Origin of the sequence: Methylosarcina fibrata AML-C10 (assembly GCF_000372865.1) — a bacterium.
Classification (GTDB): Bacteria; Pseudomonadota; Gammaproteobacteria; order Methylococcales; family Methylomonadaceae; genus Methylosarcina; species Methylosarcina fibrata.
Window position 1 is genome coordinate 4,251,613 of sequence record NZ_KB889965.1, and the last position, 16,153, is coordinate 4,267,765.

Annotated in this window: 13 protein-coding genes and 1 pseudogene; 5 read left to right on the forward strand and 9 right to left on the reverse strand. The window is 51.9% G+C overall.

Annotated features, from left to right (window positions below; all coding sequences use genetic code 11):
- Positions 1-493: 493 nt before the first annotated feature.
- Complete coding sequence (locus tag A3OW_RS0119930; protein ID WP_020565222.1) at positions 494-1,267, forward strand: metallophosphoesterase family protein; 774 nt, start codon at positions 494-496, stop codon at positions 1,265-1,267.
- Here the strand turns inward: A3OW_RS0119930 and A3OW_RS0119935 are convergent.
- From A3OW_RS0119935 to A3OW_RS29170, 5 genes and pseudogenes are all read right to left on the reverse strand, one after another.
- Positions 1,260-1,745, reverse strand: coding sequence for a cyclic nucleotide-binding domain-containing protein (locus A3OW_RS0119935; protein ID WP_020565223.1), 486 nt, complete (start codon positions 1,743-1,745; stop codon positions 1,260-1,262). The genes A3OW_RS0119930 and A3OW_RS0119935 overlap by 8 nt on opposite strands.
- Before the next feature lie 65 nt (positions 1,746-1,810).
- A complete protein-coding gene (locus tag A3OW_RS0119940) occupies positions 1,811-2,734 on the reverse strand; it encodes a hypothetical protein (RefSeq protein ID WP_020565224.1) in 924 nt (307 codons plus the stop codon).
- Between the two features lie 299 nt (positions 2,735-3,033).
- A complete protein-coding gene (locus A3OW_RS0119945) occupies positions 3,034-3,690 on the reverse strand; it encodes a hypothetical protein (protein ID WP_020565225.1) in 657 nt (218 codons plus the stop codon).
- Positions 3,691-3,763: 73 nt separating this feature from the next.
- Entirely contained in the window at positions 3,764-6,559 is a 2,796-nt protein-coding gene (locus tag A3OW_RS28025; protein ID WP_020565226.1) for a tetratricopeptide repeat protein, read from the reverse strand.
- 214 nt (positions 6,560-6,773) lie between these two features.
- Positions 6,774-7,130 (reverse strand): annotated as a pseudogene (locus A3OW_RS29170) (FecR domain-containing protein); the annotation flags it as partial.
- Positions 7,131-7,765: 635 nt separating this feature from the next.
- Between A3OW_RS29170 and A3OW_RS0119965 the strand changes: the two are divergent.
- Both A3OW_RS0119965 and A3OW_RS0119970 read left to right on the forward strand, forming a co-directional pair.
- Positions 7,766-8,437 carry an HD domain-containing protein gene (locus A3OW_RS0119965; RefSeq protein WP_020565229.1) on the forward strand — a complete coding sequence of 224 codons (672 nt, stop codon included), beginning with the start codon at positions 7,766-7,768 and terminating at the stop codon, positions 8,435-8,437.
- 70 nt (positions 8,438-8,507) lie between these two features.
- Positions 8,508-10,766 carry a CHASE2 domain-containing protein gene (locus A3OW_RS0119970; RefSeq protein ID WP_198291344.1) on the forward strand — a complete coding sequence of 753 codons (2,259 nt, stop codon included), beginning with the start codon at positions 8,508-8,510 and terminating at the stop codon, positions 10,764-10,766.
- Positions 10,767-10,875: 109 nt separating this feature from the next.
- Here the strand turns inward: A3OW_RS0119970 and A3OW_RS0119975 are convergent, their stop codons facing one another.
- From A3OW_RS0119975 to A3OW_RS0119985, 3 genes are all read right to left on the reverse strand, one after another.
- Positions 10,876-11,643: a cyclic nucleotide-binding domain-containing protein gene (locus tag A3OW_RS0119975; protein ID WP_020565231.1), complete on the reverse strand. Its 768-nt coding sequence runs from the start codon at positions 11,641-11,643 to the stop codon at positions 10,876-10,878.
- Positions 11,644-11,784: 141 nt separating this feature from the next.
- Complete coding sequence (locus tag A3OW_RS0119980; protein WP_020565232.1) at positions 11,785-12,216, reverse strand: hypothetical protein; 432 nt, start codon at positions 12,214-12,216, stop codon at positions 11,785-11,787.
- Between the two features lie 33 nt (positions 12,217-12,249).
- Positions 12,250-12,618 carry an antibiotic biosynthesis monooxygenase family protein gene (locus tag A3OW_RS0119985; RefSeq protein ID WP_020565233.1) on the reverse strand — a complete coding sequence of 123 codons (369 nt, stop codon included), beginning with the start codon at positions 12,616-12,618 and terminating at the stop codon, positions 12,250-12,252.
- A gap of 98 nt (positions 12,619-12,716) precedes the next feature.
- Here A3OW_RS0119985 and A3OW_RS0119990 point away from each other — a divergent pair, with 98 nt between their 5' ends.
- Positions 12,717-13,202, forward strand: coding sequence for a MarR family winged helix-turn-helix transcriptional regulator (locus A3OW_RS0119990; RefSeq protein WP_026223756.1), 486 nt, complete (start codon positions 12,717-12,719; stop codon positions 13,200-13,202).
- Between the two features lie 271 nt (positions 13,203-13,473).
- Complete coding sequence (locus A3OW_RS25540; RefSeq protein ID WP_020565235.1) at positions 13,474-14,796, forward strand: ISL3 family transposase; 1,323 nt, start codon at positions 13,474-13,476, stop codon at positions 14,794-14,796.
- Here A3OW_RS25540 and glsA read toward each other — a convergent pair.
- Positions 14,793-15,899, reverse strand: a complete 1,107-nt coding sequence (glsA, locus tag A3OW_RS0120000) for a glutaminase A (RefSeq protein WP_020565236.1) — start codon at positions 15,897-15,899, stop codon at positions 14,793-14,795. The two genes, A3OW_RS25540 and glsA, sit on opposite strands and share 4 nt — an antisense overlap.
- Positions 15,900-16,153: the final 254 nt, after the last annotated feature.

A 16,153-nucleotide genomic window follows, 5' to 3' on the forward strand; every position in this document is an offset into this window, starting at 1 on the left:
GGCATCACGGACTTCAAGTCCGCAATAGTATTCTCGCGTTAACTGAGTAACCGGCACGCAGCGTACATGAAGTGACAGGTTCACAATGCGGTAATGCGCCTAACGAGGTACTGGAGAGGGGCGCCGCGAACAACGCGCGGCGCCCTCGGCTTGGTAGGTAAAGTTTCATCCCGATTCACGTATGCCTTTTAAAATTGAATGTCCGCTTGCAAGAGAAGCAGTCCTTCACGGAAATCATAGGACTGTTTCTTCCTGGCCGAACCGGGACAGCCAGAAACAGCCGCAACCCAAACCCATACTTAATTGCCCGCTCAAATTCAGACTGTTTCCGCATTCACAGGGGAATGCCTTGTGTCCATTTGACACCCGTACCGTCCTCCTGTACTTTATAAATCCTCCGTTATTTCAACGACAATAACAAGCGGATTATGACCCTAGCCTCCCGTGCCCGCCCGCGCTTGCCGATTCCCGATTTTGATTGCCCGGTCGAGCCATGAGGTGCCTTCTTGTCTCCGACCTCCATTACACCCTCAAGCAGTTCGACTGGGTGCTGAAGGAAGCGGATACCTTCGACGTCATCGTGATCGCCGGAGATCATCTCGATATTTCTTCGACGGTCGACGTCGGGGCGCAGATCACGGTCGTGTTGGCCTATCTTCGCAGGCTTTGCGCCAAGACCCGGCTGATCGTCTGTTCCGGAAATCACGACCTCGACGCTCGAAACGCATCCGGCGAGAAATACTCGAAATGGATCTTGAAGGCGCGGCAGTTCGGCGTACCGACCGATGAAGATTGTCTGATGCTCGACCGCACCCTGTTTACGATCTGTCCGTGGTGGGATGGTCCTGAAAGCAGCGCCAGGGTGGGGGAGCAGCTCGAACGCGACAGTCGAATCCCCAAAGAACGATGGGTATGGGTCTATCACGCTCCGCCCGACGCCTCGCCGACCAGTTGGGGAGGCCGGCAGTACTTCGGCGATGCGCAGCTTCTTCAGTGGATTCGGCGCTATTCGCCCGACATGGTGTTGGCCGGCCATATCCACCAGTCGCCTTTCCGGAAAGGCGGCTCCTGGGTGGACCGGATCGGATCCACCTGGATTTTCAATGCGGGCCGGCAAATGGGACCGTGCCCTACCCATGTCATACTGGATACCGAGGAGCAGGCAGCCTTGTGGTTCTCTCTGGCCGGTGCGGAGACCGTCACTCTGGATCAGCCGCTGTTGCGGCCGGTGCCTTCCCTGACCGAGTTCCCGGTCTGGCTCAGATAGTTTCGTCCGGATAGCGTTCCGATCCCGGCGCATGCTCCCCGACCGGCTGATGCAGCAGGGTTTCCAGGACTTCGTCCACCATGCCCAGATGGTCCTGCCGGTCTTCGAACTGGTTTTTCAGGTCGACCAGATAGGTCGTAATGCTGTTCAGTTTCTTGGCCAGAAGCTTGGCCAACTGGAAAGTCAGGTCCGGGTGAGACCGAAGAAATGCTTCGGCGTCCTCGACCAAGTGGAACCTCGACGGAGATACGGCTCGAACCGTGGCGGTATGGGGAACATCGAGCAGGACCGCCAGTTCGCCGAAGATCGCGCCGGGCTCGGACTGGATATTGACCTGAGTCTCGCCTTTTAGGACTTCCACTTCGCCTTCGATCAGGATGTAAAGGTTCTTATCCTCGCCTGCTTCCGTAAGCAACGCTTCGCCCGCGTCAAAGGTTTTTTCGGGGAGGTCTTCGCAAAAACTGAGCAATGTGCGCATCGCTGTACTCCAGGAAAAGGGGAGGACTATAAAATTAAACTAAAAATCACTCCTGTTTCAGTCCTTTAACGGAGCGTACCGAATTTCTGAGGTTCGAGCTTTAGCCGATCGGATGCTTGAAAGTCGTCCATCAACATGGAGAATACGTCGGGCTCGGATTCCTTCAGCTCAATACAAAATTTCAAAAAGCTCTTGAGGCCGTCGGTGAGAACGGTTTGGGTTCGCTGCATCAGTTCCGGATTTTCAAGCGCCTTGCTGATGAACATTTCGTCCGGGTGCAGGCTTTTGAACAACTGGGCATCGTGAATATAATGCATCAGCATGATCATGTCATGGAATATCCGTTCGAAATCATTGCTGATCGCCCATTCGAGGAAACGGTTGAACGCTGGGTAGGCGTTCACGTATTCCATGACGACGGCTTCCATGGCCTCCGAAGAACGGTATCTGGCATTATCCACCTCGAGAAGCCAAGCTTTCAACTGATCGACGCCGGCTTCGCTGATGCCGAAAAGACTGATTTTTGGATAGTCGAGCGCTCCGAAATTGGTCAGATAGAGCGTGCGCAATTCGGTCCGGAACAGGCAGCTTTTGATCAGCATCAATTGCCGTGCGCGCCGCACTTTTTCGCTGACCGCCAGGTATTGTTCGACCAGAATCGCGCCGACCAGTATTTCTAATGGGATGGCGGCCGCATGGAGCAGAAATTCATAGTGCGTAACGTGCTCCAGATAAAGAAAAAAACCGGACAACAAAGGCAGGCTGACGATAACGATGATGTGGCTGTAATGCGCCGTTTTTTTGATTTTAAACGCGGAAAGTCTGTGTTGAAAATAAGAGATTCCGGCATTAATCCATTGCCGCACGGTTGCCAACACGCGTTGCCTTTCGCTGCGATCCGTATTGAGCAGCAATCGGCCCAGCAGCCGAAATAAACGCACCATCCGGGGCTGGACGGTTGAAAAAAGAGAAAAAATGATCTGTTTCATTTTAGATGGTTGATAGTCCTGGAAAGCGATCGGTAAGGACCGAATTCAATCGGCCGAATCATTCACGGCATAGCACGGATGCTTTAAAAGACACCGAGTAAGATGGGTTTTAAGCCCATCTTTTTTTAAAAGCGAAAGGGCGTCATGACGGGAAAGATTTTCATCCATTCCGCCTGTGCGAATCGGGACCGAAAAGATTCGAAGCAAAATCGTCCGGGTTTGAGCCCCTGTCGGGCCCCCCGGTCGACGATCCTGCCGGTTCCGGGAGAGCATCGGTTAACAGACGGCACGGCTGTTGATTATTTAAGGTTCAATTTTTTGGTATTCGAACAGGTGTAAGTAATATCTGCTGGGCAATACGGAGCTCCGCTTAAAAGCGCCGCGTCGGATTGGTTATAGTAGATCGGGGCAAGTTGACAATCCGAGTTATAATAGGTAACGTCGCCTTGGGTATCCGTAGCCGTGATTAACATCTGGGTACTCTTGACGACCATGACGGGACGGAGATATCCCGGATCGTCGTTTGGACAAATACCGGCTTCGGTAGCTACGGACCAATTCGGGTTCTGTTGTTCACAGTACGGTTCGAGCGTATTGATCGTTTGAGAATCGGTAATGGTCATGCTGACGTGCTCGCTTCCGGTGCCGCCGTTCAGGGTATCGGTAAAGGCTACCAGTTCGCTGCTGAACGAAACGTTTTCCGTAAACGGCTGCCCGACACCGCCGGTATTGCCGCCCGGGTTTTGACAATTATACAGGGCGTCGGCGTTTAATAATTGACACTGCACCTTGCACGTCCCCACTCCGCTGGGACATTCTTGCTGTGCTATTCCGGTTACATCGCCATCGCACACTAAACTGCCGATATTCAGTTTGAAACCCGTGCCGGCCGATGCAACGCCAACTGCATCGATTGCGATCAAAGTCAGGGCGTAAGCGGCTAATTTTTTTTTCATATTTTCTTCCTCGTTGTGATTTTCAATTTTTCGGTTTTTATGGTCTACCCGAGCCGCCGACCGCTCTTCTTCACTATGGAACTGCCAGCGTCACTTTGAAAAACGCCATGCGGTCGGGTATCAAATGGGCATTGTTCTTGTCGATTTCGTAATAATTGAACTTACGGTCTAATAAATTCCTTGCGCCGACGCTAAGAAAGCCGTAGCGCTTCGGAAGTCGGTAGTTGAGTGCGGCATCGACCGTCCAGAACTCATCGCTGCCGGACTGTTGTTCTCCGGTCAAGGCTCTCTGAAATTTTCCCGACTGGTTCCAATAGGTTGCCGTCACCGCCGTACTCAATCCCGACGGATGAAAGAAACTGACGCCCAGGGGAAGACTGTGGGTATTCAGCTTGAGCGGGTCTTGCGGCGGGTGCCCCGTTTCGTTGAATTCGAATCGGTCGAAATTGTATTCGGCTCTGAGCGCCAACCAGTCGTGAGGCGTCCAGAACAGATAGGTCCGGATCTGATCCTCGTCACTGGTCCTGCCGGTGGTAGCCGGAGGCGCTACGCCATCGGAATCCACGGTAATGTCGTACAGATTGACGTCTCTATGAGACAATTCCACGCCGCCGAAGAGATCTTGGGTGAATTTCTGGTCGATGCCCGCTCCGTAGCGCCATGAATCGGTCGCATTCTGATCGTCGAAAAACTGGTTGAATCCGGCGACCTGCGTCGGTTCGAGAGTCTGATTGGTTACCAGGGTTCTTTTCAGGTTTCTGAACCAGGCGGCGCGCACGGTCGTCCCGGAAAAGGGCTGCCAGGTAATCCCTCCTTTCGGGTTGAATTGATAGATTTCACCGTTATCGGCAATGACGTCCGGAGAACCGTGCACAAAGTAACCGCTGCCGCCAAGAGTGACTGTCAGATTGCTCAGCAGCTTCAGATAGGCATAGCTGTATACGGTATAGACCTCATGGTCTTCATCGAGGTTGAGGTTTAGCAAGGTAAGAGGGCCTACCGGTGGCGGGACCGTTAAAAACGCGCCGATCTGGCCATTAATGCCGGCGTAACTGGCGCCGCTGGTCAGATTGACGTATCGAGACCGGAACAGATGCTGCAATTCGACCGTATGAGCGTCTTCTTCCGAAGGAATTAAAAAGGTGCTGTCCAGGGGAAAACCGGCTATCGGCTGCAAAGGAAACCGGTTGTCATTCGTGCCGGTAACCGCGTGCTGATAGACATAGGAGGCGAGTACTATGGAATCCGGCGAAAAGGAATGCCGGCCGCCGAGCCGGAATATATTCCGTTCCTCGTCATTGGAAAGTCCCTGAAAATAATCGTCGGAGAAGAATTTGCTTTGCAGATCGCCCCAGTTGACTTGCCGGTAGCGGTATTCGGCTTGAATGCTCGTTTTGGGAGAAAGATCGTATTGAAAAAAGGCATCGCCGATGTAATCCGCTTGATCCGAATTGTTGCGCCAGCCGTCGGTCTGATAATGATAGCCGCCCACGCTGTAAGCGAAATGGTCTTGAATACCCGCAATCACTCCTTCTCCGGCATAAGTTTCATTTTCTGCGACAAGGCCGCTTCCCTGAAAGGTGAATCCGTTTCGGTTGAATATGGGATTGAACTCGTTAAAACTCATTGAGCCGGGACCGCCCGCACTGACCAGAAACAGATTGCTGAACGCCATCTGAGGCTGAATGGGCGTCATGTTCAAGGGTTGCAGCAATTGCGACTGAAGCAGTTCGCTGACTCTGGCAATTTCATGCCGAGGCAGAATCGAATACGAATCCGCCAGCAGCCGGTGAGCGGAAAAATTGGTCGGATCGGTAATGGACGATTTCCAGCCCGACCGGAGAGCCAGTTCCTGAAAGCCCAGATCGCTGTATATCCGGCCGACGCTGGCGGTGCGGGCGGCGTCGTCCGAATCGAGCAGCAAACGCGAGCGGTATACCGCGCGGTTGTCGTTCAGTTCGGCGGCCTTTTGGACCGAGTGCAGGGCTTCGACCGGGCGGTTGGTGGTTTGCTTCTCGATGGCGTCGTAAAAATACGGCGTCGGATCGTTCGGATCCAGCTCTTCGGCAGTCTCGAATTCGCGGTCGGACAGATCCTTGCGCTTTTCTTCGTAATAAGCCTTGCCGAGATAACTGCGGACGATGGCGTTATTGGGATCCAGACCTGCGGCGATCTCGAGCACGCGGCGTCCTTCTTGCAGATCGCCTTTCCGTATTTTGGCCAGGCCCAGGCCGAGTCGGGGCAGGGGATCGGAGGGCGCGGAGGCGATGGCCTTTTTGAACGACTCCGTGGCCTTTCGGGTATCGATCCGCATCAATTGGGAAAAACCCAGGACCGTCAGCGTACGCGACAGGCCGGGTTTCAGTTCGAAGCCTTTCCGGGCGCTTTTCAGTGCTTCATCGAGTTCACCGAAGGAAGCCTGCAGTTCGGACAGGCGAGCCCAGGCCAGGGCATTCTGCGGGTCGAGAGCCGTAATTTTTTCGACGGTTTTCTTCGCGCCTTCCAGATCGAATACGGCCTGCTGAGCGTAAGACAGCGCCATCAGCACCGAAGGGGAATTGGGCGAAGCCTGCGCCGCTTTTTGGGCGATTTTCAGAGCCGCCCCCTCCCGGTTTTGCACGATCTCGATGATCGTTTGCAAGGCGAGCGCATGGTCGTCGTCGGGTTTTTGCCGCAGGATGCGGCCGATGTCGCCATGGGCTTTGTCCACCCGGCCCACCGACAGCAGCAGGGCGGCGCGGTAGGACAGAAAACGGCGGTCGGTCACCGTATCGGGAACCTTTGCAATCAGATCGAAGGCCCGCTGTAAATCGCCGGCTTGATAGGCTTCGATGGAATGCCGCCAGTCGGGCGCGTCGGTAAATTGCATCCGGATGCAGGTCGAGGACCGGAGGGTAGTACAGCGCCCATTGCACGGCATCGCGCGGACGCACCACGATTCTGGGCTGCGGCGCCTGTCCGGGCCCGGCTTCCGCCGATTGGCCGTGAGTCAGCGGAAGGCTGCCCTGGTCATTTTGCGCGATGACTTTGCCTTCGAAGACGGTGATGTCGGCGCGGCCGGGCTCAACGCGGGTCAGGAATTCGGTGCCTTCGATCATCCCGTTGATGTAGGGCGTGTTAATGGCGAGTTTGCGCGGCGACCGGCTCAAGGATTGCAGGGCGCCTTTCAGAAGTTCGATAACGGAACGGTCTTCTTTCTTTTCTGTTAAATCGATCAGACGCACGGTCGTATTCTGATCGAGCCGAAGCACGACGTCGCCGATAAGCGATACGGCGGCCCGACTGTTCGCCCCGACGCGGACGCTGTCGTCCTCGCAGAGAGGGGAATCCAGTTTTCCCGGCTGCCAATCCGTGCCGCCATAGCCGATCTCCACCGTTCCTTCGACGGAGGTCAATTGGCCTTTAACGGGAGTGCAGTGAGGCAGGGAGGCGGCTGCCATCTGGCTTGCGGCTATGAGGGAACAAGGTAAAACAAGCCATTTCGAAAAAAATATTGCCACCCGTTGCCCCCATTTAAAATTGGTAACCCCGCTCTCAATTTTTACCGGCGAGTTGATCGAAAAAACTTGCCGGTCTTATCAAAAAACAATGAAAAGAAATTTCATAGCCGTAGGCGGAGAGCTTTTTTATTTTTAATTTATAACCAAATCACCGGATTCAAATCTTTTATAGAAATTTCTATCTCACGAGTTATCGAGATTGTTCTTCCGAAGAACATCTGCCTTTTAAGTAACTCAATTTTTCTGATGACTCTCCGCATATCGTCAGCGGTTCGGATCGGGTCACGGATATGGAAAGAAAACGTTGTGTAATTTACATTTAAATGATGACAATAAAGCATAAATCAGGCCAATCTCTTGATCTTCAGGAAACCTTGTACTCCTTGAGTTATTTGTTAGAGAAGAAACAGGATTTCTTTCCCGTTGCACCATAATTAAATAAATAAACGAAAAATTGCATCTGATTGGTGCAATCATTCCTCTAATTCTTTTGATGTCGCCGAAAATGGAGACACAAGGCGATAGGTCCATTTATTGCTTGTATAAGTGGATAAATAATCAGATAAGGCTGCTCCATGAATTATCGGTTAAACTGCACGACTTTAGAGGACTCGTTAAAGGAACGGTTTCTGGGTCTATGGCGCCGCTGCCTGGTCCCGGAATCGGATTGCAACGGCGCACTCGTCTATCAGGAGCTGGTAATGCGCTACGATCAGCCTGACCGAAGCTATCACAATTTAAGCCATTTGATACATTGCCTGTATCAGTTTGATCTGGTTTCTCACTTGATACCCTATCCCGATGCGGTCGAAATGGCTTTGTGGTTCCATGATCTTGTCTATGTTCCCGGAGAAGCCGATAACGAACAGAAAAGCGCCGAATTTTTCCGCGGCCGGGCCTCGAACTGTTGTTCCTGCGAATTCATCAACAAAGTCGCCGACCTCATCCTGATTACCTCTCACCGGACGGCTCCTGCCGATGATGACGAGTGTTTCATTGTCGACATCGATTTATCCAGCATGGGTTTAAACTGGAACGTCTTTCTCATGGACTCGGATAATCTTCGCAAGGAACGAGGCGATGTGTCGGACTCCGAATATTGCCGAAGGCATAACAGTTTTCTGAAATTTCTTCTGGCAAGGAAGCGCATCTTCCATACCGAATTTTTTCATGCGCGGTATGAACAGAGCGCTTTGCAAAACATTACCCGGTTGTTGGTCAAGAGAGAATCTCAAGGATATCGTTGATGCTGCAAGCCATAGACAGGCAGGGCACCATGGGTTGGGCCGGTTTTACCGGCATCGGAGCATAAAGAACGTGCGGCGTTGGCTTAGTGGCATCATGGCTGCGTCCGGGATAGCGCTGATCGGATTACTGTTCGGTTTGACTCCGTTGGGCATTCAAATGGAGCAAAATATGGGACTCCGTTTTCTGTTTCGAATGCGAGGCCCGGTAGCGCCGCCGCCGGACGTCGCCGTGGTCGCGATCGACGATCAAACCGGGGCACATCTCGAGCTCTCCAGGCTGCCGCGGGATTGGCCTCGCTCCAGCCATGGCCGTTTGGTGGATGCACTCGTTCGCGCCGGTGCTTCGGCCATTGTTTTCGATTTTGATTTTCAGACGCCCAAGCAGCCTAAGGACGATGCGCTATTCGCCAAGTCCATCGCGGCAGCGGGGCGGGTTATTCTCACCGAAAAACTGATCGGCAAACGGCAACCGCTCTTCGACAAGGAGGGAAAGGTAAAAGGAGCGCTCTGGGTCGAACAGTTGGTGGCTCCGATGCCGATGCTGGCCGACGCGGCTAAAGGCGCCGGCACGTTTCCCCTGCCCAAAGTGGATGTCGCCGTGCATGAATTCTGGGCTTTCAAGAATGGAGTCGATTATGCGCCGACCACGCCGGCCATGGGGCTGCAAATTCGTGCCCGGGAACAGTATCCCGGGCTGATTGCGCTGCTGGAAGATGCCGGAGTAAAGGAAGCGGCCGGCTTGCCCCGCAGGATTGAAGCCTCGGACCGTACGCCGGAAATTCGTAGCATCATGATGGAACTGCGCCGACTCTTTACCCGGACTCCCGAGCTTGAAATGACGCTGCGAGAAGCGCTCAAGCAGAAGGAAAACGGCAAACTCGACGACGGTGCCAATTCTCGGCTATTGGAGGCGTTGATCGGTCTTTATGCCGGCGGCGACCATCGCTACCTGAATTTTTATGGCCCTCCCGGCTCTATCCTGACGGTTCCTTACCATAAGGTAATCCAAGGAGAGTCTGGCCCGGGAGGAAAAGCATTACCCGACTTGAAAGGGAAAGTGGTTTTCGTCGGCTATTCGGATCTTTACGATCCCAGCCAGCCGGACCGGTTTTATACGGTTTACACCAACGCGGACGGCGTGGATTTAAGCGGCGTGGAAATTGCCGCGACCGCCTATGCCAATTTGCTGACCGGGCGAAGCCTGGTGCCGGCGGACCCTGTAACGGCGATTGCGGTGCAGTCGGCCTTCGGCGGCATCGTCGGCGGCACGGCCTTGATTCTTCCCGCCATTGTGTCCGTGCCGTTGATCTTCATCCTTTCCGGTGCCTATGTTTATCTGGCCGAACTGGCCTTTGCCGAAAATGAGATCTGGCTGCCGCTGGCGGTGCCCTTGCTGTTGCAATTACCGCTGGCGTTGTTTTCGGGACTTCTGACGCAATATCTGTCGGAGCGGCGAAAAAAGAAACGCGCCACTCAGGCCATCAGCTTTTACCTGCCCGAAAAACTGGCCAAGGACTTTGCCGAAAAAAATCTCGAATCCAGTGCCCTGAATCGGGTTACTTACAGCGTTTGCTTCGCCTCGGACATGGCGGGATTTACCACGATTTCCGAACAGTTGCCGCCGAAAGAACTGGCCGGTTTTCTGAATGACTATTTCGAATCCCTTTCCTGTCCGCTCAGATGCAACGGGGTGGATGTCGTCGAATTTCGCGCCGACGGCATCATGTGCGCCTGGACTGCGGAAAAAAATTTCGAGGTCATCCGCCGCCGGGCGGCCGTCGCGGCTCTGGAAGCGGTTGAGGCGATTTCGCTCTTCAGTCGGCGTTATCCCTTGCTGAGCCAGCAACTGCGCATCGGACTGGAAGCCGGCATGGTCTATGTCGGTCATTCCGGAGGAGGAGGGCATTTTGTCTACAGCATCGTCGGCGATTGCGCCAATACCTCTGCCAGGATCGAAGGGCTGAACAAAAAGATGGGAACGCAAATCCTCGCCGGCAAAGCCGCGGTAGAGGGGGTGGACGAGCTTTTATTGCGCTATCTGGGCGATTTTCAATTCGTCGGCAAAACCGAAGCTCAACCGGTTTTTGAAGTGCTGGCCCTTAAAGACGAGGCAAGCCCGGCTCAGGAACTTCTCAGCCGGCGCTATCAGGAAGCCATGACCGTTTTGTCGGACGGCCGAATTCCGGAAGCTCTGGCATTGTTCGAGGCGATTTCATCGGACTATCCGGAAGATGGCCCGGCGCGGTTTCATTCGGCCTATTGCCTGGAGTTGATGAAAAAACCGGAGCTGCCCGAAAATCCTGCCGTCATTCGTTTGGACAGCAAATAACCGGACGAAGCCGTGGAAACTTTTCTGTTTTCAGTATTGTTCCTGGCATTCCTCTTCGCCGAATAGGCCGCGAACGGCGGCTTTTGATGCAGCGCTCCTTGAAGATCTTTCAGTTTTTCAAGGATTTGATTTCGAGCGTGGCTTGCCTTACCTTCTGGCTCAGTAATTTGGCGATGTTCGTGACCAGTTTGAGCCGGATGCCCAGGAACTGTTCGGTACTGTCTTTTTCCAGTTTCGAATACTGAAGAACCAGGCAGTCGACGTCCGAATCGGCCAGAATATCCGCCGAACGCACGCCCCCGTCCAGCATGCCCATCTCCCCGAAAGCGCTGCCGGCGGATATCGTGGAAATTCTTCCCGACCTTCGCTGCGACAGCGGCAAAGTCACCCGAACTTCGCCTCGGGTTATAAAAAACAGCGAATCCGCCGGTTCGCCCTCCCGGCAAATATATTCTCCCTGGGCGAAGGTTCGAGGCTCGAGCATGGACTCGAAGACCGCCAGTTCGTCCGGCGTGAAACCGGCGCAGTAGATCTGGCTCGACAATGGAAAGAAATCGGGCTCGACCGAAGCCCGTCCGTTCAGTAACCGATCCTCGCACCATTCCAGGGCGCTGTCGATGTCTCCGTGGTTCAATAAGGGAATGTCGTCGATTTGCGCGATGCGTTTTTTGATGATGTTCACCAGCAGATACTTGGCCGAGGCATGGGTCAATAAAACCGTCAATCCTCCTGCGTAAAAGGACTGGATAAAGTCGACCAGGAGATTGATCGCACCTTCATTGACGGAAGTGACCCGCTTAAAATCCAGAATCAGATACTGAATGCGGTCGGCCGCGTTCTCGGCTTCGCTGACGACGATTTCGGTCGATGTAAACATGGGTATTCGTAAAAGTGTGTAGAAGTTGCCTGAAAAATTCAACTAGATTACAGTGTAAAAATCGTAAAACTGTGTGGAGATTTTTAATCGTAGCAACTATTAAAATTACATATGTAGGTGTGAAACGATTTTTAGCTAATTTTAGATTCGTCCCTTCATTCTAAGTCCATCCTGCAAATTGAACCCTAGCATCGTTATATTGATTGCCCCAGCAACAAGTTCAATGGTCTGGATGGTGTAAAAGGCGGCATCAAACTCGCTGGCGTTCGCTTTAGAAGCAAGGTACAAGGCCGAAGGGATAAGAACCAAAATACCGTTAGCGGCAATCAAACGCATACGCTTGATTTTTGCGCCAATAACTTGGCTCTGCCTTCCTTTTGATAAAACAAAACCGGAGCCACCTGTCGCCATCAAAGCCGGAATCAACAGGAAGAACCCCCAAGGAATCGCTGTTTTTACGGCAGTAACGGTTGCTTGAGAAGCAAATAACTCAGTCAATACTGTTGATAACCAAAAGGTCGAAATGGTAAGAATTGCGACTGCACCGGCCATAGGATGGATAATTTTTAACATGACAACCCCCTCCTTTTTGGAACACAGTTCCGGTTACGCAACACAAATGCCAGGTACGCCAACCTTTTGAAATAGGTGCGGTGTACAAACAGCGGAAGATGGGTAGGCACTGTGCTTGGCTAAAAAATCTGGATGGGTGAATGCCGCCCTAAAATCAGTAACAGACTCCCATACCGCATAGTTCAAGTACGTTGGGCTATCGCCAATGGCGCGATGCAGTTGGGTTGAGATAAACCCGGGTTGCCGTTTCATGAAATCGGCATCATCCTGCCACGCTTTGACAAAACTCTCTTCATCAGCCTTATCAAGCTTAAAAATATTGATAAGGACTACAGGTGAAACCTCAAGTCCAATCTGGCGTTCAATCGGAAAATCGGGGTCGAGCGGTTGAATGAGTGACATTTTGTTCTCCTTTTGCTATTGTTACTTAACACGTCTTTACGATACCATATTGACATTATAATGTCAATATGTAACTATTGATACAAATGTAGCCAAATATGTCTAATAAATTACAACCATACCGAACCCCAGAGGGGGAAGCTTTGACCAGTCTCATCCTAAATCTGTTTCGTGTCACAAGCCTTATGCTTACAGCGGGGGACAGGTTGGTTGAGAACTTAGGCTTAACCAGTGCGCGTTGGCAGGTGCTAGGCACGATTGTTGCCGCAGATCGACCACAACCAGTATCTTGGCTTGCCCGCGACATGGGTGTAAACCGTCAAAATGTACAACGGATTGTCAATGATTTGGTAAAAGAAGGATTTGTTACTATGGCATCGAACCCGCATCATCGACGGGCGCAGCTTGTAACACTGACCGACAAGGGTGAACTGGCCTACGATGATGCCATGAAGCTACAACTACCTTGGATAAATAAGCTATCAGACGGACTTAAGCTTAAAGACATTGAATCTACCCATAATGTACTTGTGGCATTACGTCAAAAGCTTGAAGGTACAGATGCATCCGATGGTGAAGTTTGACAGCAAGTCTGGGTAACTCAATCATCTCGATGACGGCATTAAATCGATTTATCCGCTATGCAAAAAATTTACTTAGCTCTTTAAGTAATAGGCTTTTCTGTTTAAATCAGATTATCAGATGTTGGTAGCTAGAACAAAAAAATATAGGAATTACACTGGCATGTTCACTTGTTCTTGTTTTTTTTTTTGCTGCCTTAGTATCTGATTTTGCTGTTTATACAAATAACTGAAAGTGGTTATATAAATTTTCCGTTATTAAGTATTCACAAAAATGCTTCTGAACCTCCGTTCCATCATGGTGTCTCGTTTCGAGGAAGTAAACGACCACGATTACCATGTCTATGCCGTGCCAACCTTCGAGCCGCAATTCTGCCGTGAGTGTCTAAGTGCAGCTCTTTACGGCCACGGCAGCAAGACGCACCTTTACATGGACACACCCATGCACGGTCGCCGCGTGGGAATCCTGTTAGACAGGAAGCGCTACAAATGCCGGGGTTGCGGCATCACCTTTTCCCAGCGTTGCGATGACATCAACGACCATCACCGGGCAACCAATAGGCTAGTCAGTTATATTGAGAGTAATGGCCTAAACAAGACATTCACCAGCCTTGCCGAAGAAATCGGCGTGACCGAAGGCACGGTGCGGAATATTGTTGGCGAATACATTACTTCTTTGGAGCAAAAATTCCAATTTGAGACACCCGAAATACTCGGCATAGATGAAGTCCACCTGAACCGTCAAATGCGCCTGGTGTTCACCAATATTGGTGAATGTACCATCATTGATCTCGTCAGCAGCAGAAAGAAACAGACGGTCATCCATGCTTTATACCGTTTTAAGAAACCCACAACTATCAAATACGTCACAATGGATATGTGGCGACCTTACAAAGATGCGGTCAATGCGGTTTTGCCACATGCCATTATTGTCATTGATAAGTTCCACGTCCTGAAAATGGCGAATTCCGCCGTGGAACGGGGACGCAAAGCCTTACGGGAACAGATGACCAAGGAAGAAGTCCGGCAACTCAAAAAAGACCGATTCCTGATGCTCAGAAGGCAACGCGATCTAAACGCTAGTGAGGAATTCCTCTTGTCGGGTTGGACAGAGAATTATCCCTTACTGCACGACTTGTATTTCAAAAAAGAGCGGTTTTATGAGATTTGGGAACATAATCACAACCGTAAAAGCGCAGAATTAGCCTACAAAAACTGGCAAATCAACATGAAACCGGAAATCCGGGGCTTCTTTTTTGACTTGGAGCGAGCCATCGAGAATTGGTATCACGAGATATTCAACTACTTTGATTACCGGATCACCAATGCTTTCACTGAATCCGCAAATAATTTTATCAAATCGATTGCCCGTCATGGGCGGGGTTACAGTTTTGAGGTGTTGAGGGCTAAAACATTGTTCACCAACGCCGAACACAAGCTAAAACCGAAGTCTTTTAGGTCAGAGTTCCGCAAAATAAACACCGAACTTCCAGAAGAAGTGACGGAAAAAAGCCCCGCTTATTCTGGCATTATCGAGGATAAAATCTTAAACTACGGGGTGATTTTTCCACACGAACCCGAAAAAAGAAATTTTTAGAAATTCCACACGGTTTTACGAAAACCCGTAAACATCAGGTCGCCCGCCAGTTTAAAGACTTTGACCTGTTTGCCCAATTCACTCAGCAACCGGGTTTGCTCCTGATTGCGGTTGCGCTTCGAGCGGACAGTGGAGGTATCGTAGCGAGAGTGGAGGACGGTCGAAATCGTCGTCTGACTGGAATAGAACAGGTGCAGTCCGAAATCCTTCGAGATTCTTTTGCATATTTCCACTCCGCGGAAGCTGTTGCCGCGGTCGTCGAGCCTGGGAGAAAACACCGCAATCCCCAACTGGCCCGGCAGCACGGCGACCACGCCGCCGCCGACGCCGCTTTTGGCCGGCATGCCGACATTGTAGATCCACGCTCCGGAGTAATCGTACATGCCGCAGGATCCCATCACGCCCAGCACGTGCGGGACGAACTGGCCTTTCAACGCGCGAACGCCGGTGATGGGGTTCACGCCGTTGTTGGCCAGCGTCGCACCGATAAGGGCCAGATCCCGGCAATTTACCAAAATGGAGCATTGCTTGAAATAAAGATCGAGTACCTCGTCGGTCTCTTTTTCGATGATTTCGTAGTTGCGCAGCATATAACCGATCGCCCGGTTGCGATGGCCGGTTTCCTTTTCCGACTGGTAAACGCTGTCGTCGATGGCGACTTCGTGCCCCAGGTATCTCTTATAAACGTCCAGCATGCGTTTGAGCCTGGCCGCGGGCGTCGCCTCGGCCAGCAAAGAGACGGTGGCGATGGCGCCGGCATTGATCATCGGGTTTCTGGGCCGCCCGGTTCCAGGTTCCAGACTGATGGAGTTGAAGGCTTCTCCGGACGGTTCTACGTCGACTTTTTTCAACACGTCTTCGGTGCCGTTATCCTCGAGCGCCATCCCGTAAGTGATGATTTTCGAAATCGACTGAATGGTAAATTCTTGTTGCGAATCGCCGACCTGATAGACGTGCCCGTCCACGGTGACGACGGCGATGCCCAGCCAGGCCGGATCCGCTTTCAGAAGTTCCGGAATATAACTTGCCACGGCGCCGTCGGCCACATCGGCATAGTCTCTGTGCAAGGTTTCGAGATAATTGAAAAACGAGTTCATTTTCATCGTTATGGGAACCTCGGGCGAATCGGTTGGACTTTGAAATTGGGTTGTCCGGGAAACTTGGAAATAGCCGAAAAACCGGTGTGTTTCGGAGCAAGACCCCGAGCCTTCAATAACTAAGCAATTATCAAGCCATTTGCCGGATGGAAAGGAAATGCGTCCGGGAAGAAAAACGGAGAGTTGCCGGATCCGGAATTCTCGAAAAAACGGCAGCAGGGAGGATACGCAAGAGCCGCCAGGGAAACCGATTTAGACGA

Coding starts and splice junctions, on each gene's coding strand:
- A3OW_RS0119930 (WP_020565222.1), top strand. CDS start 494: ATGAGGTGCCTTCTTGTCTCCGACCTCCATTACACCCTCAAGCAGTTC.
- A3OW_RS0119935 (WP_020565223.1), bottom strand. CDS start 1,745: ATGCGCACATTGCTCAGTTTTTGCGAAGACCTCCCCGAAAAAACCTTT.
- A3OW_RS0119940 (WP_020565224.1), bottom strand. CDS start 2,734: ATGAAACAGATCATTTTTTCTCTTTTTTCAACCGTCCAGCCCCGGATG.
- A3OW_RS0119945 (WP_020565225.1), bottom strand. CDS start 3,690: ATGAAAAAAAAATTAGCCGCTTACGCCCTGACTTTGATCGCAATCGAT.
- A3OW_RS28025 (WP_020565226.1), bottom strand. CDS start 6,559: ATGCAATTTACCGACGCGCCCGACTGGCGGCATTCCATCGAAGCCTAT.
- A3OW_RS0119965 (WP_020565229.1), top strand. CDS start 7,766: ATGAATTATCGGTTAAACTGCACGACTTTAGAGGACTCGTTAAAGGAA.
- A3OW_RS0119975 (WP_020565231.1), bottom strand. CDS start 11,643: ATGTTTACATCGACCGAAATCGTCGTCAGCGAAGCCGAGAACGCGGCC.
- A3OW_RS0119980 (WP_020565232.1), bottom strand. CDS start 12,216: ATGTTAAAAATTATCCATCCTATGGCCGGTGCAGTCGCAATTCTTACC.
- A3OW_RS0119985 (WP_020565233.1), bottom strand. CDS start 12,618: ATGTCACTCATTCAACCGCTCGACCCCGATTTTCCGATTGAACGCCAG.
- A3OW_RS0119990 (WP_026223756.1), top strand. CDS start 12,717: ATGTCTAATAAATTACAACCATACCGAACCCCAGAGGGGGAAGCTTTG.
- A3OW_RS25540 (WP_020565235.1), top strand. CDS start 13,474: ATGCTTCTGAACCTCCGTTCCATCATGGTGTCTCGTTTCGAGGAAGTA.
- glsA (WP_020565236.1), bottom strand. CDS start 15,899: ATGAAAATGAACTCGTTTTTCAATTATCTCGAAACCTTGCACAGAGAC.